General features: G+C 39.2%; 15 protein-coding genes. 6 read left to right on the top strand and 9 right to left on the bottom strand.

Translation table 11 applies throughout. The annotated features are described in order from the left end of the window. Positions 1-79 precede the first annotated feature (79 nt). Positions 80-403 carry a hypothetical protein gene (locus IPI99_05945; protein MBK7340050.1) on the bottom strand — a complete coding sequence of 108 codons (324 nt, stop codon included), beginning with the start codon at positions 401-403 and terminating at the stop codon, positions 80-82. 239 nt (positions 404-642) lie between these two features. Here IPI99_05945 and IPI99_05940 point away from each other — a divergent pair, with 239 nt between their 5' ends. Beyond that, positions 643-1,716, top strand: a complete 1,074-nt coding sequence (locus IPI99_05940) for a hypothetical protein (GenBank protein ID MBK7340049.1) — start codon at positions 643-645, stop codon at positions 1,714-1,716. A gap of 34 nt (positions 1,717-1,750) precedes the next feature. Here IPI99_05940 and IPI99_05935 read toward each other — a convergent pair whose 3' ends face one another. After that, entirely contained in the window at positions 1,751-5,149 is a 3,399-nt protein-coding gene (locus IPI99_05935; GenBank protein ID MBK7340048.1) for an isoleucine--tRNA ligase, read from the bottom strand. Positions 5,150-5,357: 208 nt separating this feature from the next. Here IPI99_05935 and IPI99_05930 point away from each other — a divergent pair, with 208 nt between their 5' ends. Beyond that, entirely contained in the window at positions 5,358-6,233 is an 876-nt protein-coding gene (locus tag IPI99_05930) for a diacylglycerol kinase family lipid kinase (protein ID MBK7340047.1), read from the top strand. Positions 6,234-6,277: 44 nt separating this feature from the next. On the opposite strand, the gene IPI99_05925 is transcribed toward IPI99_05930, so the two are convergent. Together IPI99_05925 and IPI99_05920 are read right to left on the bottom strand one after the other, a co-directional pair. Then, positions 6,278-6,967, bottom strand: a complete 690-nt coding sequence (locus IPI99_05925) for an SOS response-associated peptidase (protein MBK7340046.1) — start codon at positions 6,965-6,967, stop codon at positions 6,278-6,280. Positions 6,968-7,063: 96 nt separating this feature from the next. Then, positions 7,064-7,867 (bottom strand): SPOR domain-containing protein, encoded by an 804-nt coding sequence (locus tag IPI99_05920; protein ID MBK7340045.1) that lies wholly within the window; start codon positions 7,865-7,867, stop codon positions 7,064-7,066. 320 nt (positions 7,868-8,187) lie between these two features. Between IPI99_05920 and IPI99_05915 the strand changes: the two genes are divergently transcribed. The 3 genes from IPI99_05915 (at position 8,188) to IPI99_05905 (ending at position 10,773) form a co-directional block, all read left to right on the top strand. Beyond that, on the top strand, positions 8,188-8,769 hold the full coding sequence (locus IPI99_05915; GenBank protein ID MBK7340044.1) for a sigma-70 family RNA polymerase sigma factor: 582 nt from the start codon (positions 8,188-8,190) through the stop codon (positions 8,767-8,769). Between the two features lie 2 nt (positions 8,770-8,771). Beyond that, the gene (locus IPI99_05910) at positions 8,772-9,434 is read left to right on the top strand and encodes a hypothetical protein (GenBank protein MBK7340043.1); all 663 of its coding nucleotides are present in this window, start codon (positions 8,772-8,774) and stop codon (positions 9,432-9,434) included. 109 nt (positions 9,435-9,543) lie between these two features. Continuing rightward, the gene (locus tag IPI99_05905) at positions 9,544-10,773 is read left to right on the top strand and encodes a trypsin-like peptidase domain-containing protein (GenBank protein MBK7340042.1); all 1,230 of its coding nucleotides are present in this window, start codon (positions 9,544-9,546) and stop codon (positions 10,771-10,773) included. A gap of 256 nt (positions 10,774-11,029) precedes the next feature. Here the strand turns inward: IPI99_05905 and IPI99_05900 are convergent, their stop codons facing one another. From IPI99_05900 to IPI99_05890, 3 genes are read right to left on the bottom strand one after another with little or no spacing between them, the layout of a single operon-like run. After that, a complete protein-coding gene (locus IPI99_05900; GenBank protein MBK7340041.1) occupies positions 11,030-13,681 on the bottom strand; it encodes a TonB-dependent receptor in 2,652 nt (883 codons plus the stop codon). Next, a complete protein-coding gene (locus IPI99_05895) occupies positions 13,678-14,661 on the bottom strand; it encodes a FecR family protein (GenBank protein ID MBK7340040.1) in 984 nt (327 codons plus the stop codon). The genes IPI99_05900 and IPI99_05895 overlap by 4 nt, the downstream gene beginning before the upstream one ends. Before the next feature lie 43 nt (positions 14,662-14,704). Beyond that, positions 14,705-15,274, bottom strand: a complete 570-nt coding sequence (locus IPI99_05890; GenBank protein MBK7340039.1) for a sigma-70 family RNA polymerase sigma factor — start codon at positions 15,272-15,274, stop codon at positions 14,705-14,707. 125 nt (positions 15,275-15,399) lie between these two features. Between IPI99_05890 and IPI99_05885 the strand changes: the two genes are divergently transcribed. After that, positions 15,400-16,314: a hypothetical protein gene (locus IPI99_05885; GenBank protein MBK7340038.1), complete on the top strand. Its 915-nt coding sequence runs from the start codon at positions 15,400-15,402 to the stop codon at positions 16,312-16,314. Positions 16,315-16,598: 284 nt separating this feature from the next. Here the strand turns inward: IPI99_05885 and IPI99_05880 are convergent, their stop codons facing one another. After that, on the bottom strand, positions 16,599-16,814 hold the full coding sequence (locus tag IPI99_05880) for a transposase (protein MBK7340037.1): 216 nt from the start codon (positions 16,812-16,814) through the stop codon (positions 16,599-16,601). Positions 16,815-17,681: 867 nt separating this feature from the next. Further along, positions 17,682-22,811 carry a gliding motility-associated C-terminal domain-containing protein gene (locus IPI99_05875; GenBank protein ID MBK7340036.1) on the bottom strand — a complete coding sequence of 1,710 codons (5,130 nt, stop codon included), beginning with the start codon at positions 22,809-22,811 and terminating at the stop codon, positions 17,682-17,684. Positions 22,812-22,944: the final 133 nt, after the last annotated feature.

The following is a 22,944-nucleotide window of genomic DNA, read 5'->3' as shown; positions in this document are numbered from 1 at the left end:
TTTCTTTTACCCAGTTATTTACTTCTGAATTTTCACCAAAAATTCTCCTTTTCAAAGAATCACATCTCAGGCTTTTAGATTAAAATCTACGTCTTTGACGATCATGCTTTTGTTGCCACATATCCATTTGCATCTCTTTCCTCATTCTTTTGAGTTCTTCCTTTTCTCTTCTGGATAATTTTCCATCACTCAGGGCCATTTGTTTGGCTGCCTCAAACCTTTCTCTTTGGATTTTCAGCTGCATAGCTTCCCTGCCATCCAAATCACCATGACGGTAACCCTCTCTGATTCTGTCCTCATATCTATTGTGGTCATTTCTATCATCTTTGCATTGCGCCTTTAAAGTTCCTGAGACAAAAGCGAAAGAGAAGATGATCATAGCAATTGCGATTTTTGTTTTCATGGTTTTGTATTTTATCATTTTATTGATTGACCTGCCAAACCTTGAAAGGATTAATTGATTTTTTTTCTTAACTCAGCTTTAACGAAAATTGTGATTCTTGGTAGATGCACACACTCCGACAGGATAAATCGATTTATTCAACAATAATGATTCAATTGGTCAAAACAGACCATACTCCTCGCTTATCGGGATAATTGCCGTTTTAAATCTATGAATGTGCGTATTTTTGGATTGTGAATGTGGAAAAATCCATAGACCTGGCAGTTGATTTCTTATTATCCAGTATTGAACCAAATACTGGAGGTAGCAGCGCATTTTATTCAAAAATATTGCACCCCATCAATGGCTGGCATGCACCTTATCCTGAGACCAGCGGATATCTGATTCCTACATTGATCAATTGTGCAAATTCCAGTTCCAAACATGTGCAGCTAATCCCAAAAGCAATAAAAATGGCTGAATGGTTACTCAGTATTCAACAAGCAGATGGAGCATTCAGTGCTGGGGCATGGATTCAGAAAAATGATTTAACCAAAAGCCCCTTTAATACAGCTCAGATTATCATTGGATTAATTTCCGCTTATCAATTTACAGGAATTTCCAAATATTTGGATTCAGCTTCATCGGCTTCAAATTGGATTGTAAAAATTTTTGAATCGGAAATTTTTCCTGAACTGAGTGCACGTCAACACTCATTTCTTCCGGCATATTATTCCAGAATTGCTTGGCCGCTCCTACAATATACAGAAATAAATAAAGACTTAATCACTGCGTCAACTGCAGAAAGATTATTACAAATTATTCTGGGCTTACAAATGAATAACGGCGAATTTGCCGATGCTGGATTTTCTAAAAACAGTCCAGCTTATTTACACACGATAAGCTATTCACTTGAGGGATTTTTAGAATCATATTTAATTACCAATAATGAATCATACCTCCATGCTGTCATAAAAGGAATGAAACGTATCATTTTTTATCAGACCAATAATAATCGTTTACCTGGAGAGCTAACTGTAGATATGAAGCCAAGATTCCATTTTAGATGCCTTACCGGCGAAGCCCAAATCGCATTTCTTTGTTTTCAACTTTTTAATATTACTAATGATCGAAAATATTTTGAATTTGGCAAAAAAATACTTGGAGAACTTGTACTTCTGCAGCCTGAGAAGAACGGTTTCAGAAAACGTGGAGGATTATCCGGATCCAAACCTTTCTATGGTCCTTATGCCAGAATGAGACAACCTAACTGGGCTACAAAATTTTTATTAGATGCTTTACTTATGTTTAAAAGCATCCAAGAAAGATCATGAACGATCACAGAATTAAATTATAAAAGATAATAACCTATACCTTTTTGATTCCTATCAATACTGTTTCGTCATTCAACCATTCGATTTTCTCCTGACTTGCTTCATCTGAGGTAAATTGAATCTCATTGGCAAGTACTTCGCTTTTGATCATATCGCTGTATGTATTTACCGCTTGAACCAATTGTGGATGTGACTCTACAAAAGTGATGATCTTATCTGTTACATTTAAATCATTCGTTTTCCTCAAATTTTGGACTCGATTGATCAATTCACGGGCAAAACCTTCTGTGAGTAATTCATCGTCGAGTTTTATGTCCAATGCCACTGTAATTTCTTCGTCCGTACTTACTAACCATCCTGGAATATCCTCAGTAAAAATTTCAATATCATCCACTCCGATTTCGAAATTCTCTCCTGCAATCCGGAGCTGTGCGATTCCCTCATTTTCTATTTTTCTGATTTGATCATTTGCCCATTCAGTGATCAATGCCGCACCTTCCTTCATGTGTTTTCCCAGTTTTTTACCAAGTGTTTTAAAGTTGGGCTTTGCTTTCTTCCTTATGATATCGTTTTCTGCATCCAGATACCGGATCGATTTAATATTCAATTCTGATTTAATTAAATCTTCAACCATGAGTATGTCTTTCTTAAATTCATCACTCAATGCCGGCAATAAAATCTGCTGCAGAGGTTGTCTCACTCTCAATGATTGTGATTTTCGCAATGATAAGCCCAAAGTACAAATCCGCTGCGCATATTCCATCCGCCGCTCTAATGATAGATCAATATACTCTTCTTGAGAGACTGTCAACGAAGTCAAATGAACACTTTCAAATCTGATTGGACTTTGTCCAACCAAGCCTCTATTTCTGATACCATCTGTAAGTGATTTGTACAACCATTCTGCAAAAAATGGAGCGATCGGCGAAATTAATTGTCCACATACCATGAGACACTCGAAAAGAGTTTCAAATGCAGTTTGCTTTTCAAAAGATGACTCCGCTTTCCAGAATCTTCTTCTAGAAAGTCTCACGTACCAATTGGACAATTCATCACCCACAAACTTTTCTATTTTCCTGGCAGCTTGCGTTGGCTCATAATCATCCATGCATGCACGAACTTCCCTTACTAAATTTTGCAACTTCGATAATATCCACCTGTCCAATTCAGGCCGGTCTTCTACTGGAGTAACATTGAGCTCATCTATGGCGAACTGATCCACATTGGCATAGATGGCAAAAAATGAATATGTATTGTAAAGTGTTCCAAAAAATTTATTCCTGACTTCAGTAATTCCCTGAAGATCAAATTTCAGATTTTCCCAGGGGTCAGCGTTGGAGATCATATACCATCTCGTTGCATCTGCTCCATGATTTTTGATGGTTTCAAAAGGATCTACAACATTCCCTTTCCGCTTAGACATTTTTTCTCCATTCTTGTCCAATACTAATCCGTTGGACACCACATTTCGAAAAGCTATACTATCGAAAACCAAACTTCCAATTGCATGTAGAGTGTAAAACCAGCCTCGGGTTTGATCAACGCCTTCTGCAATAAAATCTGCAGGAAATAATTTTGATTTTTGGTCTACTCCAAATGGCAAAGCTTGTTTATTTCCGTCAGCATCCGGACAATAACCCCACTGCGCATAAGGCATCGCTCCACTGTCAAACCACACGTCGATCAGATCAGATTCCCTTTGCATCCTCTTGCCATCAACATCAGAAACTAAGATCACATCATCTATATATGGCCTATGCAAATCTTCCGGCACCTTTTGATCTATTCCTAAAGTGCGATTGGCTTTTTCTATTTCTGCTCTCAGTTCATTTATAGATCCGATGCATTTTTCATGTAAACCATCTTCGCTTCTCCAGATAGGAAGTGGAATTCCCCAATATCTAGATCTTGACAAATTCCAATCTTGTAGGTTTTCTAACCAGTTTCCAAATCTGCCGGTGCCTGTGGATTCGGGTTTCCAGTTGATTTGTTGATTGAGCTCAACCATTCTATTTTTAATGGAGGTCACTTTGATAAACCAGCTATCTAATGGATAATAGAGTATCGGTTTATCCGTCCTCCAACAATGCGGATAATTGTGTGTGTATTTTTGTGATACTAGAAGTTTACCTTCTTTTTTTAATTTGATGACGATGCGCTCGTCTACTGACAGATATCGATCGGATTGCTGTCTATTCTTTTCTGTTTCTTTTTCTGCTTCAGTGAGATAATCTTCCTTGACATATTCACCCGCAAAGTCTGTGACTTCACTTGTGAACTTGCCTCTTTGATCCACCAGAGTGAGTGCTCCAATACCATACTTTTTTGCCACCCTCATGTCATCAGCCCCAAATGAAGGTGCTATATGCACTATACCTGTACCATCTTCCGTGGACACAAAATCTCCCGGTACAACGATATATGAATCTCCTTCGTCAGGCTTCTTGTAATTGAACAAAGGCTTATATCTCAAGCCGGAAAGGCTTGCCCCGGAAATCGAAGTAGCCATGAGCTTGTATCCACCTTTTTTATCGAGATTATCCTCCCAGGAAGCCGTTTTTTCAAGTTCATTTTCCTTTTTAAACCAGGAATGAATCAGGTCACCAGCTATTATGATATTTTGAATTTCTTGGGTGTAAGGATTCTTGCATTGCACCCAGGCATATTTTACTTTTTCACCTACAGCCAGAGCTGTATTGCTCGGCAAAGTCCAGGGTGTCGTTGTCCAGGCGGCGATATAAAGTTGATCCGGCAGAGTCTCTTTTTGTTGATCATTCATGGATGCAGAATTCACCTCAAAAAGCGCAACTGCTGAGACATCTTTCACTTCTCTATATGCTCCGGGTTGATTCAACTCATGTGTGCTCAGTCCTGTTCCAGCAGCCGGTGAATAGGGTTGAATGGTATAGCCCTTGTACAGCAGTTTCTTATTATAAATTTGTTTCAATAACCACCATACGGATTGAATATAAGTTTTTTCAAAAGTGATGTAGGGCTGATTGAGATCGACCCAATAGCCCATTTTTCGGGTGATATCGTCCCATTCATTTTTATACCGCATCACAGTTTCACGGCACTTTTGATTGTAGTCTTCAATACTGATTTTTGTTCCGATGTCTTCTTTGGTAATGCCTAATTCCTTTTCAACACTGAGCTCGATCGGTAGTCCGTGAGTATCCCAGCCTCCTTTCCTGCTTACCTGCTTACCCTTCAATGTTTGGTATCTGCAGAAAACATCCTTTACAGCTCTCCCCATTACATGATGAATACCGGGCTTTCCGTTGGCAGACGGCGGACCTTCATAAAATACAAATACCTCAGATCCTTCCCGCAGATCTACACTCTTCTCAAAAATTTTATTCTCCTCCCAAAACTTTGAAATCTCTTTATCGATTTCCGGCAACTGCAGACTCTTTACTTCGCGATATAACATGATTCTAAAAAAAATAGAACCGCAAAGATACTATTAAAGGATTGATTTACAATATATTCTAATATAACAGATCAAATCCCTCCTTTCTCATTTCAGTATAAAACCGGAGTAGAAGCTTTTTGATAAAATCCAATTAATAATCAGAATTTGCTTTCTTCTCTAAGCTTCTCCGGCCAACTTGTATATTTGTCATTCTAAATTAAAAGCATTGACCAGGTTTCTCTTTATTGTCAATCCAAAATCCGGGACCACTACTAAAAACCGAATCGTAGAGAAAATCAGGTCTTCATTTAATGAGAATGAATATACTATCCAATACACAAACGGTCCTCGTCATGCTACTGCATTGGCATCAGAATTTGCAAGAAAGAATGGAGACACAGTAGTAGCAACAGGTGGAGATGGTACCATCAATGAAATCGCACAAGCCATTTGTGATTCGGATACTAAAATGGCGATCATCCCTTGTGGATCCGGAAATGGACTGGCAGGACATCTTGGCATTTCCAAAGAAGTGGACAAAGCGATTCAAATCATCAAGTCCGGCCATACCAAACCCATGGATCTGATTAGAATTAATGGCCGTATTTGCTGTAATACTACAGGGCTGGGATTCAACGCTTATGTTGCGAAAAGATTTGCAGAAAGCCATGCTCGCGGATTCAAGACATATTTGCAAATTGGTCTTTTGGATTTTGGCAGGTATCAGCCATTTGCTTGCTCGATGGAGCACTTACGTTTTAATGATCTCCTGACCCTGGAGATTGCAAATTCTTCCCAATTAGGCAATCGTGCAATCATTTCCAAATACTCCCTTGTGTCAGATGGAAAAGCCGAAATCATCACACTTCAGAAACCAAATATTATAGACGTACCGAGAATTCTCACCAGAGTTTTTGCAGGTAAATTACATTTGGATAAAAACAGTGAGCTAGTATCATTTGAAAAAGCAACGCTACATACCGATCGAAACGTCGAACTGCACATTGATGGCGAATTTATAATGGAGTCTGATCTTTTTGAAGTAGAAGTCTTGCCTCGCCAATTAAGCGTTTATATACCCGAAAAAGATTCACTTCATTAGTACCGGGAGACTTGTATTCCTAAAAGAGGTTTTGAAATAAAATATTAATTATTGCTTTCGTAGGGCTCCAATAATTCTGCTGAGTTGTTTTTCACTTGATTGACCAATTCCTTGACCCGGTATGCTTTCATATCATCCGATTCATAAGGTACCATTAGCCCTAATAAATCATTCCAGGTATTTTCAGGGCTCAACCACCATTTTTCGGCTTGCCTGGAGAGTATCACAGGCATCCTGTCATGGATGGGTTTCATGAATTCGTTGGACGGACAAGTAAGTATAGAAAAGCTATGCAAAAGAGAGCCATCCGGTGATCTCCAACTATCATAAATCCCTGCAGTAGCAAAAATTTTTTCGCTTTTAACCTGAATTCTCAATGGATGTTTTTCTCCCGATTCTGTTTTTTGCCACTCGTAAAAACCATCCAGAGGAACAATGCACCTGCGTGATTGGACAGCAGTTTTAAAATAAGGTTTTTCCAAAATTGTCTCTACCCGTGTATTGATCATCTTGGAGGCGATCTTTATATCTTTTGACCAAAAGGGAATCAATCCCCAACGATAAATCTGAAATTGGCCCGGATGCTTGTCAATCAGTAGTGGCAGGAAATGTGTTGGCGCTATGTTATAATTGGGTATCGGATTATATCGCTCCAAATCTTCTGAATAAAAGTCCGAGTCAAATCGCTCCTCCAAATCAGCTTCATTCACAGTAAGAGATGCTCGACCACACATAATTATACAAAAAATGGTATGGATGGTAGCCTATTCAGCAATAGCTTTCCGGCTTCCATCCATACCACCATCATTTATTGAAATGGAGATAAAATTTTACTTCTTGATAAAGGCGTCGTCTATACCTTTTGCTTTAAGGCGACTTACCACAGTACTGGCTTCCTGATGAGTAGTATATTGGCCAGCAATAGCTCTGTAATATTCTTCATTGCCGAAGGCTTTTTTAATGGCTTTGCTGAATCCCATTTTCTTCAGTTTTTTAACTTGTGCATCAGCACCTGAAGGTACAATATAAGAGCCTGCAACTACATAAAACGTCCCGGTGCCTGTACTTGCTTTTGTGTTGGTAGAGGACGACTTTGTTTCTTTAGTTTTTACAGCTGAAGTAGTTTTTGTTGTTACCGGAGCTGATCTTGTCACTACCGACTTTGATTCTTTCGCTTTCACCGTTGAAGTTGATTTGTCAACCGTAGCACGATGAGCAGAAGTTGTTCCAACATTGGATGAACTGCGATCCGACTTCGGCAGAGAAACAATATTATCCACATTTGCAGGCTGAGACACAGTCTGTGCTTTAGGAATGGTAGATCCCGTTCCTGCAGAAGGAGAAGAGTTAACAGGTTTACTGTAATCAAGTTCAATCACGCCATCTGTTCCAGCACCTTCCGGTTTTGCAACCTTTGTGGCGAGATCTCCGGTCAGGTCAAGTATCATACTGTCCTCTTTAGTCAAGGGACCGTTAGCAACAAAGGAAGGATCCAAAAACAAGCTGTCGCTTGCATCGGCCACCGTTTCTGCAACTGTTGCCTCCGGCTGAGTCCTCCTGTAAATCATGACAGATATCGCTACAACTAGCAGTGCAAGTAGCGAGTAGAGTAGAATTTTGATTAAATTGTTCATTTTTATAATATATTACAGTGCAAATATACAACATATTATAAATTACAAAAAAATTAAATGTATAATTTTACTGTATTTAAAAGATGTTAACTTTTCATCCGGAGAATCAGCCTGACAAGTGCCTGAAAACGAAAATAAAACTGGTTTCTAAATGACACCAATACTCCAAATTTTGACTTGTGTTTCATGCCAGCTCTTTATTTATAATTAAATAATGGCATATACAAATTACAAACCGATAGATTTCTTAATTTGCCCTCTTAACAAACAAAACAAAAGTCCAGACAGACCCACCGAGGCTTGTTTGCAATAAAGCAACCATGAAAAGCGACGAACTCGTATTAATGATCAGGCAAGGAGGAAGCAATCGCGATCGGGCTTTAAAGCAAATTTACAAGGATCACAAACTCAAAAAATCATTGCTGTTTTGGCTAAAAGGCACTGGAGGCACAGAAGGTGAAGCCGAGGACCTGTTCCAAGAAACTCTTGTAATCGTGGATCGCAACATCAGGGAAGACAAATTCCACGATAAAAGCAGTTTTTCTACATATTTTATCAGCACATTTAAGTTTCTGAGAATGAATGATTTACGTAAAAATAATCGCTTTATCGAACTACCGGATGCACAAGAATTGACGGAAATGGTAACGAATTCGACGATTGTGACACTAATAGATGAAGAAAGAAACCAACTATTAGATCAAACTCTGACCATGCTAGGGGAAAAATGTAAGAAAATCCTTGAATTATGGAAGTTGTCCTATTCTATGGATGAAATCTCACAAATCCTCGGTTTGCCATCAGAAAGTATGGCCCGGAAATTAAAATTTCAATGCATGCAGAATCTGATCAAGCTGGTGAATGAAAATGAAGATCTGAAATCAAATTTAAAATCAAGTTGACCTTGGAATCACACATTGAGATATTTGAAAAATACTTTCATCAAACTTTAAATCCTGATGAAAAGCAACATTTTGAAGCAAAAATGTCTAGGGATCCTGCAATTCGGGAGGAATGGCTTGCTTATTTGATGTCCCAACAAGTGATAGAGAGGCAGATTTCAAATTCCCTCAGACAACAAATGAAAGCCTGGGACCAGGAGAATAAATCGACAATTCTTAATCTCATCCCACTGCATTGGATCAAGTATGCTGCAACCCTGATCCTTCCACTCGCTTTTGCCTGGATTTATTCCAATCATTTTTATAGTGACAAAGCCCTTGTCAGTGAGTTCAATCAAGTAGTTGACCTTAACACCCGCGGAGAGCAACATGACAATGAACCCATCACACCAATTCAGGAAATGACGGAAATCCGCAAGCTCGTTTTTTCAAATGCACCATTGGCTGTACAACAAGCAGAAAAACTCCTGGAGAAATACAAGACCGGAGAATATGGTGATGCGGCAGAATGGACTCTTGCCATGGCTTATTTGGAATCAGGAGATGAACACCGATGTCGAGCTTTACTTGAAAACATGAGTGCTTCAAAAACTCATTTATACAATAGTAGATCCAAACTATTGCTGGACAAACTCAACAGTAGATGGAGGAGTTTATCATTCTAAAAATTAGTCCATCTTTTCGAGTTAAATTTGAGTTAAATGGATTAAACTAAAAATACAATTTTTTGAAGCAGCGTTTTTTGTCTATTCGAATATTAAAATTAGACAAACCATGAAAAAGTATTTTCCATTCATTTTTTCCGGGATGCTCGGAGGCCTGCTTGTTTTGGGAGGTTTGAAATACTGGAATGAACCAAAGCTACAAACTGTAGCAAATACCGAAAATGGGTTGGCTGTGGCTGTGTCTGAAAATACAAGCCCTGTAACCGGCCCGGATTTTTCACTTTCAGCAGAGAAAGCACTAAAAGTAGTTGTACAAATCAATGCACAGGAAAGCGACCAACTGGTAAAACAGAAACAAGAGGAACTGAGTAAAAAATACAGCAATCCTTTTTCTGACCATCCTTTCTTTAGAGAGTTTGATATGAGAGGTTTTGGATTTGGAACTCCTTATTACAATCAGAAAAAAGGTAGCGGAAGCGGGGTGATTTATTCCCAAGACGGTTACATCGTCACCAATAATCACGTTGTTGAATTTGCTGACGACATAGAAGTAATTCTTGAAGGAGGAAAAAAATATAAAGCAAAAAAAGTCGGCACCGATCCCCGAACAGATCTGGCCGTCCTAAAAATCGAGGCCACAGATCTACCCACATTAGAACTCGCTAACTCAGATATATTGAAAGTGGGTGAGTGGGTATTGGCTGTGGGCAATCCGTTTGGATACTTAACCTCTACAGTGACAGCAGGAATTATTAGTGCAAAAGGAAGAAATCTTGATATTGAATCCAATGAATATGATCCTTTCAACTTTGACGATCAAAACGACAAAAAAGAAGGACCTAAAATTGAAGAATTCATTCAGACGGATGCAGCGGTCAACCCCGGCAATAGCGGTGGAGCACTGGTGGATGCAACAGGAAAGCTGGTAGGAATCAACAGCGCAATCGCAACCAAAACAGGATATTATAGCGGTTATTCATTCGCAATACCCAGCAACTTGGTCGTCAAAATAGTGAAAGAGCTTATCAGCAATGGAAACTTTGAAAGAGGAAGATTGGGAATTGCTGTCTCAAATTTAGATGAAGAAAAAATTAAAGAATTAAAACTTTCTATTGAGCATGGCGTTGTAGTAGAATCATTAGAAGAGAATAGCTCTGCCAAGTTTGCAGGAATACAACCCAATGATGTCATTACAGGAATCAATGGAAAAGCGATCAACAATTATGATGAATTGCTAAAAGTTGTCGGTTTGACAAAAGTGGGAGAGACCTTGAACATATCAATTATTCGCGATGGAGAAACAAAGACAATTCCTGTGCGAATACGCAAAGGAATATAATAAGCCTTTTGTAGCTTTCTATAAAGTTGGTTTTTCGTTTTGTTTGAAGATCCCGGTCCATAAGGCCGGGGTTTTTTTTTGATTAAATGAAAAGTATTTTAACCGACATTATAGCTGAAATTCTATCTCACAGCAGATTCTGCACAAACGCAAAGCTCGACTCAAGACTTGATACGCAAGAATAGATGTTATAGCTTAATTTGAACGCTTCGGAATTATTGGGCATTTTAAATCTCAATGCAAAATCTGGGATTCACTACCATGCCACCAACAAGGATAGATTGAGTGTACGCCCGAGCAACTTTACTTCATTCCCCACAATTTCAGTATTATTAGGATTGCTGTTATTCCGATTAGGAATTTGGTATATGTACTGCACTGACTTTATATTGTTCCAATCCAATACATTGAACACCCCTATTCCGGCTTCAAGCCTCGATTTTTTAAAAAGCCATTCGTACCTCAATTCTGTATCAACTCTGAAGTAATCTCTCAAATAGTTTGTGTTATCGTTGACGACGATCTGAAGTCTGTTTCTGTCTTTGACAAGAGACAAATCGGTATATGGTTGAGCACTGCCGTATACACTCTGCAAGCTCAGACTCGCCCTCTTCAATCGATACAACTGAAATGCCTTAGCCTGGTGCTTACGGGAATAAGGGACGTCATATGGCTCTCCCGCATTTACTTTTCCAAAGCTGTTTTCAGCATTTAGATAAGAATAACTCAATTCCAATTCATAATTCGCCCATTTTCTTTGGAGCGATACATCAACTCCATACATTTTTGCTTCTCCATCAATGATGAGAGGTTTTGGAATGCGTGGTGGATTGTTGCCATTGTTTTGGATAAATGATGATCCATCATAGATTTGCTCTATCACACCATCTATATCTTTGTGATATGCTTCAATCGTAGCAACAAGTCGCCGATGCTGATACTTCAACTTCAGCTCCATCTGTCTGGAAGATAACTCAGGATATTGAATGCCATTGGGCAAAATCCAAAACATATTGACTTGTCCAAACCGATCTTCAAAATGGTTTTGCCTGAGATACTGCTCGTACCACCCAATTCTAAAATCGGCAGAAAACTGCTTTGTAAACTGATATCCAATATTCAATCTGGGTAAAAATTTCCCGGATGTAGCTTGTGAATACTTACTATAACGCAGTCCGGGTTGAATCCTCCATTGATTGAAGATGTTCTGTTGCATCGAAACAAAAAAAGCATAATCAGAATATCCAATTTGACTATCATCAATAACATTCCTCAAATTGAAGTGGGTTTCCAACATGGTTCGATAATCATTGTATTCGGCACCTAACTTGATGTCTGCTACTTTTAGACTGACTTGATGTACAAACTGCATCTGTCTGGTGTTCATGTAATGTTGATATATTGTTTTTTCAGACAGATTTATATTGTTGCGAGTTGAGAAGATATCCAGTGTTGACAAGATGGCTTTGTTTTGTCTGATCTCAGAAAAATTAGCCTCTACGGATGATTTTTGATTGGAGCTCCAATCGTAAGAAAAACCGGCATTAACACTGAAATTTTTCCAAATAGTAGTATCCTCGTATCCTTCAACAAAAGAATCCCTCATGATGGTATAATTTGAATTGTAGGAAGAGTTGAGATGATCACTGGACAAAAATCCAGCTAAATGTGCACATGCTTTTTTGCCAATTGGAAACTTGATCTTGGAATAGGTATCATAAAAAGAAAAATCAGGTTGAATAGAAATCAATTGTTGACTTCCTCTTTCTAAAGTCTGTACATTCCCTTGGCCGGATTCCAGGACATTGCTTAGAAATCCAGACTTTCCAATTGTTCCATTCGTTATACGTCCCGCCAACTGGAAGTTGATACGGTCTGATTTAGGACTTTCGATAAAAGCGTTTGTGCTGATCAAACTCAATTCTGCCTTGCCACTCCAATGATTCGATGGTGTAGGTGTAGTCATCAGAAAATAAGACGCCGTCTTGCCACCGTACTCTGCGGGAAAAAAACTCTTGAAAACTTCCATTTCTGAAACTAGAAAAGGATTAATGGCGCTGAATAATCCATAAAAATGGTCAATGGCATAAAGATTCAACTCATCCAGTCGCATATGATTTTCTTCTGATTGGCTTCCTCGTACGTGTAGTGCAGAAGATACATCATTTGTGGCATCGATCCCAGAAATTTGTTGCGCAGCCCTCATTGGATCATGAAATGCCATCGTCCTATTCAGCTGAAAGTCGTAGATTTTTGTAGATCGTAGGCTACGAATGTCATCAATTCCAGCCGCAGATGAAATGGTTATAGGTGTTAAAGTTTGCAAATCTGTATTCAATCTAATGTTGAGGTTTTTATTTGACCCGATTTTGAGGTCAGCACGTGAAGTTTCGTAGCCTAGATACCTAAACTCTAACCAGTGTACTGAAAACCTGCTTTTGGATTGCACCAAAAACTTACCTAAACTGTCAGTTTCGCTGACAATATAGTCTGGCAACAGGATTACAGTTACCCTCTCCAGGGGCTCTGAAGAGATTGCATCATAAATTCTACCCGATGCTGAAATAAGATTATCATTATAGCCTTGACTCTCGATCCTCATTTTCTTTGCAGGTTCAGGCACCAACAGATAATGTGATTTATCTTGCAACACGGCTTCAAATGGTGTTTGATACAGCAACTCATGAAGGACTTCTTGAAGCGTGTTTCCATAATAATCGGCAGGAACCTGGTAACCCGCAGCAAGGGCTGGGTCGAACGCAAAGTGCACACCAAACTTTTTCTCCAGTTGTTTAATGGACTCTCCTAAAGAGATGGTATTTGATGGAAAAGTATGTTTGACCGGTTGCGAGCGAAGGTCTGCAAACAAAAGAAAATAACTAAGTAAAATAATTAAAGCTGATTTCATTGTAGCTTTTTCAACATCAATGTGTTTCCTTCCATATGTCCTTCTAGACGTAAAGGTAAACAAATTGAGTGAATAGCTTGCTGGAGGTTAGCTTTATGGAAATAACCGGTGTAAGGTATTTGTCTAAGTGAATCTGCGATTTGAACGTCAGAAATCTGATATTGTCTTTGCAATTCATCCAAAATATGTTGAAGCGGAACCTGGTTATAGTAGAAATACCCTGAAGTCCACAGTTTTGCATTGTCAATCTCTGTTTTTTGTACTGCAGCTGAAATATCTTTATTGTTGACTTTTTGCCCTGGAGTGAGTATAAACCTGCTGTTATTGTTTTTGTAAGTCACAGCTACTTTACCTGTAAAACATGTCACTTCCATCCAATCACTTCTGCTGTAGATGTTAAATGAAGTCCCTAAAACTTCAACTTCTCCCTGACTGGTTTCCACAGTAAATTTACTGCCTTTGGTTACTTCGAAAAAAGCTTCTCCGATGAGTTGGATGCGTCTATTCTTCAAGAAACTTGCGGCATCATAATTGACCTGGCTTTTTGCATTTAACTTGACACTCGAGCCATCGGGAAGTAGATGTGTGCTGGTTTGGGCTACCTCCGTGGTGACATCGATCAAATTCGTTTTATTGAAAAAGAAAAGAAAATAAACCAACAGTAAACTGGCTGCTGCGCTGCCAATCCACGTCATGATTCTTGACAGGTGAATTTTCTTGCGTTCGGGTTCGACAGCTATAGCTGACTGAATCTTGTCCCACAGAATATCTTTATGATCAGGAGAACTCGCTTCCAGAGATTTATACTGCAATGCTTTACAAAGCCGAATAGCAGAAATATAATTGAAATTCGCTTCAGGATATTGGATTGAGAAATCAGACCATTTCTTCGAGTAAGGCTGCCCTGACATCACCCAGCTGACAAAGTCCGGATCTTCCAGAAACTGTTCGACTTGATATGATGAATATGACTCTTTCATGATGGTATACAAATGATATAAGTCAGTTTTTTTCGCCCTGTACTCATATTTTTAAAAAAAAGATCAAACAAAACACAATAATTTCTTTGAGCTTTACAATTGCTGTAGAAACCAGATTCCTTACTGACTGGTATTTGAGGTCCATAACTTCGCAAATTTGCTCATACTCCATTCCTTCTGAAAATCTCAAGTAGATGGCTTCTCTTTGTCTGTTGCTCAGCTTTTTCATTGCTTCTTGCAATTTTTGAGAATTCTGTTCATCCGTTTCTTGAATGATCATTTCATCCATAAATCCGGGCTGGCTATCAGCAGACTCTGCGCCTGATTCGTCCAATTCATTATAAGGACTGAGTTTTTTAATATTTCGGATCAGTTTCCTCCTGAATGAGCTTATAATATAATTTCGAACAGAATCCGTTTCGCCCAGATTGGATTTCATTTTCCATAGATCTATAAATAAATCCTGGATACTATCTTCAGTGATTTCCAGATTTGAACTCATACGCATACCATAATTGATCAATACCTTATAATATATATTGTACAAGGCTTGTAAGGCAGCGGCATCACCGGCACGAAGAGAAGACCAATATGTGAATTCGTTAGTTTGCAAGACACAAAAATGGCATGATTTTTTAAAATTTGATATTTTTTTCTAAAACATGAGTACAAAAATCCAATTACAATCTTTATCCCTTTGTAAACAATGATCTATAATTTATTAAAATTTTAAACTGTATGAAAATGTTAAAAAATGTATTGGCAGGCTTACTTCTTGTAGCGAGCGTGATATTTTTCAACTCTTGTTCAAAAGAAGACATCAGCTCAACGCTTAGCGATCAACAACTAGCAGTCTATGATGCTGAAAATTCTGCAACAGCAGATGTACTATCTACTTCTGACCAAACAGAGACTGCGGTATTGGAAATGAGAGGCGGACCTTGCTTCACAATCGTGTTTCCAGTAACAGTATTACTCCCTGATTCAACTACACAGGAAGTCGCTTCGGCTGACGAATTCAAATCTTTACTCAAAAGTTTAGGAAGAAAAGAAAGCAGACATGTTCATATTCTATTTCCTTACGATGTTACCCTGTCTGATGGTACAGTAGTCACTGTAAATTCAAAAGATGATATCAAAGCAATCATAGAGGATTGCAGAGGAACTCATGAAGCACAAGATACTCCTTGCTATACTGTCAACTTTCCTGTAACTATCGTCTTTCCGGACAACTCTAGCACAACAGTTGCATCCAAAGAGGAATTGATTGCAGCAGTAAAAGCATGGATTTCTAACGGAAATCGCGGTCGTCCCGAAATAGCTTATCCTTACACCGTAACTTTAAAAGACGGAACGATTGCAACAATCAACAGCAAAGCAGATATTGATGCAATTCGAGAAGCTTGCAGACCTGATAAAGGTGGTCACAATCCGAATACTCCTTGCTATGAGTTGCAGTTTCCTTTGCAAATAAAGATAGGTAAAGATATTATCACCGTAAACTCTGAGGATGAATTGCGTGCAGCAACCAAAAGAGGCCACAATGCTCAAATCCAGTTTCCTTACTCTGTAAAAATCGTAGAGACAGGGGAAATCGTGACCATAAATGATGCCTCTCAACTTAGACAATTGATCAAGGACTGTAGAGGATAAAAAGTTAAGTTAATTATTCAAATGGTGTAGAGCCTGGCTATTGCCGGGCTCTTTTCGTTTTTATGAATAACAGTTTTTCTACATCACACAATAAGAGTCTATGTCTCCTTGCAACTCAAAAAAATACATCTTTTCCAAAAAACCAAAGAATTGTTGACTTTTGATTCTAAGTAGATGCCAAAATCCGAAAATAGTCTTTATAAATCTTGTATTAGAAAAGAACAGGACTACTTTCAATTCGCGAAACCCTAGTCTAAATTCACTAATTTGACACCTTCCATGTATTAATATCTTATTTGTTTTATCCCCTGTGCCATTTTATCTGCAAGCTTCATAACCCATACAAATGCTGTACGTAAAACTGAAAATAAAGCTTTAAGTCTTTTGTGCTTTGCTAAATGTGTAGCTTCAATATCAAATCCGGAACTTTCCAAATTTTTGAACATACATTCGATTTGCCATCTCATTTTATACAATTCTAAAAAATTAGCTTGATCCACATTTGAGACTACTTTACAGGAATCAACTTTGGCTACTTTGTTCAATATTTTTTTTGCCTGAAATGAAAAATGGAAGAATTAAAAATGATCTCTGTCGATGAAATACCTTGCATTCATTGACGGATAATCTTTGAAATAGGTTCTTTTCTTCTGCATCCTATATTTTCTACAAATATGAAAATTATTGCACATGCGAATTATAAACAGAATTCTCAATTCATTTAATTTGTCAAAACCAGTTTTCGTCTATAATCTCCCTGTCTGCAAGGAATCCGCCAATTCCTATTTCAGGAAGAGCCTCCTTAAATTGAATCCATAATTCAATCCTTTCATCTTCACACGAATTGCCTCGTTAATTTAAGAATTTCCAAAACAAAGGGACGCCTTTTCCTTCCTAGCGCAGTGATAACATTTGAATATTAATATTGGAATCACCTAACTTCCAATTTCTTCTATCCATAATAAGAAATACTAAATCTCTAATACCATTCAATCGAACAATTATTTTGTCAAGATGCATTGGATTAAATCCAACTTCTGAAACAAACCGTTGAAGCCGTCTATTTATACTCAATGTCTTTGCTGTAGAAGGGATTAGCTCGTACATCTTCCATAAATAAATTGCCTGGGTTTTTATAATAGCCTCTATCATGAATTCTTTATTTTAATCTACTAAGATTCAAATATTCGAGTTCAGCTTGTAAAATTTCCAGGATGGCACAAGCTGTGTATTCAGTTGCCATGTCTTGTGGATTAATCGCAATAGATTGAATATCAACCACAAATATGGCAATTACTTATATTTGTAAAAAATATCATATACTTAGCTTTTCACTATTATCTCTTCACTTTTATCTATTTACAATTTTATCTAACCAAACTAACATCCCCGGATATTTCTACAACTTTATCTTGACTGTTGTGATAGGTAAACGTATAGACATAAACGCCTGGAAGTTGTGGGGTATTATTATAATTTCCATCCCATGATTTGCATGGATTCTGTGTATGGTAAATGAGTTCGCCCCAGCGCGAAAATATGGATAAAGAAATTATTTCAGCTGAAGATGCTGGGACCGGTAGCCATTCATCATTTATGCCATCTCCATTGGGAGAAAAGCTATTCGGAATATACCAATCGGGATCATTATTGGGAATGACGATAACTTGAATACTATCTATGTCTGTACATCCATTTTTATCTTTTACTTCAAGAAAATAAACGCCACTTGCTTTTGGTTTTAATATTGGATCTGGACAATCTGTACAGCTTAGTTGTTCCAATGATATCCAATGAAATTGATTTACATTATCTGAATAATTCGCTTTGAGAAATATACTATCGCCTTGTGTGATCTCGATCCGTTCAGGTAGATCCACATATAGATCTTCATAAAAGTAAACCGCATATTCTATAATACTATCGCAATAGATAGTTGAATTAGATTTTTTGCGAAGTGTCCAACTTTTCTCTTCATTGATCGTCACGCCTTCTACTATTACCGAATCTCCATAACAAATAAAAAATTCTATCTGTCTCGTCGGTGTGGGAAGTAAGGATACTTGATGTATGATAGTAGAATCACATGCTGATAAAGCAGAAGATAAATGCTGAACTAATTGGATAGAGTCGTAATAATATTTTCCTAAAACACTTACACTATCACCATGACAAATAGAATACTGCACAATGGTTTTAGGAATACTAGGAATCAGATGGACTTGATGTAGTATCGTCGAGTCGCAGCCTTGATTTGTGATAAAATTTTCTCTGATCGTATCTGCATTTTTTATCCAACGGTTGCTGATCCAGATAGAGTCTTCTGCACAGAGTGAATAATTATTTCGTTGTAAAGGAATAGTGGGCAATACTGAGACTGAATAAAAAATAGTGCTATCACATCCATTGTTGCTATTCAGAATTTCAAAAAAATCTCCAGTTGTTTTTCGCCATGCTCCCGCTAGATAAATGGAATCATTTGCACAGATGTATTGTGTAGGCATAATGGTCGATAGTCGAGGAAAATTTTTAACAATGGTTGTATGAGTAGAGTCGCAGCCATTATTGTTTTTTAGTACTGAATACAAACTGATACTGTCTCTATAATAAACGCCATTAATCAAAATAGAATCCTCACTACACTTATAAATAATCTCTTGTGTAAACTCCACTTTGGGATAGAAAATAAATTCTGTACTATGCATAGAGTCACATCCATTTTGATCCTGAAATTTCTCTGTAAGAATCTCATTCTTGGTGTAGGCATTATTTTGATAAAATGCGGTATCACCATAGCAGTAGAAATATTTTTGTTGTGTTGGGGTAGCCAGTTCATGAACAAAAATATCATGAATGACCAATGAATCAGGACAATCCAAACTATTCTGCAATAGCTCAGATACTCTAGCAGTTTCTGTCCATTTTTTTCCAAATGCAAATACCGTATCACCTCTACATATCTTATGATAGAATAGAGTACTATCTTTTTTTGAGGCTTTGATTTCTACTGTGGACAATGAGTCACAGCCATCCACAGATTGATATAATTTGCTCACGACTCCAGATGTTTTTTCCCATTTGTCAAAGACGAATATACTATCTTGAGCACAAAGTCTATGCTGTGTTTTGGTATTCCATGATAGAGCCACTCTCACACACACAGTCACGATACTATCACAATACTTAGGGTAATGCAGCTTGATATCGAAACAGCTATCTCTCTGTAGATTCTTGAGAAGGATGGTATCGCCCGTCTTCTGTCCATGGATGCTAAAGTCTGTGGCATTGCTCTCGAAGATAATGGAGGCATCTTGCCCTTTGCAGACGACTGTATCTAGTCTTGTCCACTGAAACTCTATATCACAGGCGCAAGGACTCACTGTGACCCAAGCTGTATCGGTGCGGAAGCCACAGCGCGCAGGATAGCTCGCTGCGATCCGATAGACTCCCGGCTGACCGAAATAGACATCTATCGTATCCCCTTGATGTGATCTCAGCTCTGCACCATCAAGCACAGTCCACTGCGTCGCCTCATGAGCACAGGCATCCGTGAGTCGGAATCTCAGTACAGTATCTGGACAGCTGTGCAGAGGCCCATAGATATAAGCCTTGTAGGGGAACTGCATCCCTGAGGGAAATAGTATCGATCCAAAATTACTAAAATAAGGCATCTTCAGTCCCTTGCGCTCGAACTGGCAGGCCACACCCTTCTCGTTGGGCTTATGCACGACAGCGAGATAAGGTCCAAATACTGCTGTGCCTCCTTCAAAATAGATCTTTTCATCTGGCCCTATGATTGGAGCTAATTCTTCTTCGACTCCGAATGTGCCTCGTAAATATATCACCGTCTTACTATTCCGAATGCTATCCTGATTCCTATTAGATAGATCCATCTGATAAACAGCGTCTCCTCCACTGACATACAGCTTACTATTGTCCGATGAAAACTCACACCAATAAACATCTTCTTGATTTGTAGATCGATCCATCACCTCTACACCATTACTGATGATCCCAGTGGCAGGATCAAACTGATGGATTTCTATATAATGCACACCTGTGACTTCTGCTAATGTGGAGCCATCGTGTGAGACCTTGATATGGCCATAAGTGCCCACGGCTCCAAAATCATTGTGATAAACACCTGAATATCCTGTCCATACTGGCGCTGCGGACAAGCCCTGATCTGTGAGCAACCAAACACTATACTGTTCATCTGTGGCTCTCTGTCCTATGACCCACCAGTCCTTGCCATTACAATGTCGCGCGGCGGTGACGCGCTCACCACTATAGGCGAGTATCTTTCTATCTTTCTGGCTCCCTTTGATCAGTCCCTTCCCCCCATTCGCCAATACATTGATGACTGTATGGTGCAAATACTCTATTCGTCCAGTGCGATCATTCGTCTCTGGTTGAAACAAATGGTAGAGAGAGTCATTTCCCGGTTGGGGAAGAAGCAGGGTCATGACACTAGAGCTTCCATACCAAAACCAATGCATACTAAAGTGATTTTTATTATAGAGTTCTAATCCATTCTCGTACAATAAGAGATTGCCATTTCTATCACAAATACTGGTATGTCCTTCTCCTAGTCTTGCCTGAAAATAGCTGATAGTATCTGGTCTGCCTTGATTCCAATCCAAGCCACTATAGCCCATATACCAGATATTCGTCTCTTTGCCACTGGGGCAAGTGTCGATACAGGTCTCTTCCACTCTCACACACACAGTCACGATACTATCACAATACTTAGGGTAGTGCAGTGTGATATCGAAACAGCTATCTCTCTGTAGATTCTTGAGATGGATAGTATCGCCTGTCTTCTGTCCACGGATGCTATAGTCTGTGGCATTGCTCTCGAAGATCATGGAGGCATCTTGCCCCTTGCAGACGACTGTATCTAGTCTGGTCCATCGGAACTCGATATCACAGGCGCATGGACTCACTGTCACCCAAGCTGTATCGGTGCGGAAGCCACAGCGCGCAGGATAGCTCGCTGCGATGCGATAGACTCCTGGCTGACCGAAATAGACATCTATCGTATCCCCTTGATGTGATCTCAGCTCTGCACCATCAAGCACAGTCCACTGCGTCGCCTCATGAGCACAGGCATCCGTGAGTCGGAATCTCAGTACAGTATCTGGACAGCTGTGCAGAGGCCCATAGATATACGCCTTGTAGGGGAACTGCATCCCTGAGGGAAATAGTATCGATCCAAAATTACTAAAATAAGGCATCTTCAGTCCCTTGCGTTCGAACTGACAGGCTACACCCTTCTCGTTGGGCTTATGCACGACAGCGAGATAGGGTCCAAATACTGCTGTGCCTCCTTCAAAATAGATCTTCTCATCGGGTCCTATGATTGGAGCTAGAAAATTTTCAACCCCGAATGTGCCTCGTAAATAAATCACCGTCTTACTGTTCCGAATGCTATCCTGATTCCTATTGGACAGATCCATCTGATAGACAGCGTCTCCTCCACTCACATACAGCTTGCTATTGTCCGATGAAAACTCGCAGAAGTATATGTCTTCTTGATTGGTGGATCGATCCATGACTTCCATCCCATTACTGATGACGCCGGTGGCAGGATCAAATTGATGTATCTCTATATAATGGCTTCCGGTGACTTCTGCTAATGTGGAGCCGTCGTGAGAGACCTTGATATGTCCATAAGTACCCACGGCTCCAAAATCATTGTGATAGACCCCCGAATATCCCGTCCAAACCGGAGCTGCGGACAAGCCCTGATCGGTGAGCAGCCATACACTGTACTGCTCGTCTGTGGCTCTCTGTCCTATGACCCACCAGTCCTTGCCATTGCAATGTCGAGCGGCTGTAATACGCTCACCACTGTAAGCGAGTATCTTTCTGTCTCTCTGACTCCCCTTGATCAGTCCCTTCCCCCCATTCGCCAAGATATTGATGACCGTATGGTATAAATACTCCGTTTTGCCTGTACGAGAATTTGTCTCCGGTTGGAACAAATGGTAGAGTGAGTCATTGCCCGGTTGGGGCAAGAGCAGGGTCATGACACTTGAGCCACCGTACCAGAACCAATGCATTCTGAAGTGATTTTTATTGTAAAGTTCTAAACCATTCTCATACAATAAGAGATTTCCATCTCGGTCGCAGATGCTGGTATGACCTTCTCCTACACGATACTGAAAATAACTGATGGTGTCCGGTCGGCCCTGATTCCAATCCAAGCCACTATAGCCCATATACCAGATATTCGTCTCTTTGCCACTGGGGCAACTGTCCTGTGCAGTGATTTTGGAAGGTGAACATGCAGAGTACAATGTAGTCTTAGCGGATACAGCATCCTTTATACTACAAGTCTGTGTACTGTCAAGAGGTCGCAATGAACAGCTAAAACTAGGGCTAGGGCTTGCTGTATGAATCAAATTCTTGGTGATGACCCCAATCCATAGGACGCAGCCTATCAGACTCAAGAGCCTGACCGGACTTGTATTAGGATTAATCTTGGAATTCATACTGATTCACTAATCGCTGATTTAGATCCGTTGTATAGCTGTTCACTACAAATCTAATTCCATTGTGTTGAATATGAGCTGAATTCGCTTAAATATTTTCAATTTAACTGAGATTTAAGTAGTTTTTCTTCAT

It is taken from the genome of Saprospiraceae bacterium (genome assembly GCA_016710235.1).
In the GTDB taxonomy this organism is placed as follows: Bacteria; Bacteroidota; Bacteroidia; order Chitinophagales; family Saprospiraceae; genus Vicinibacter.
Note: the sequence above shows the minus strand (reverse complement) of the source record. Positions and strands in the feature narration are given on the sequence as shown.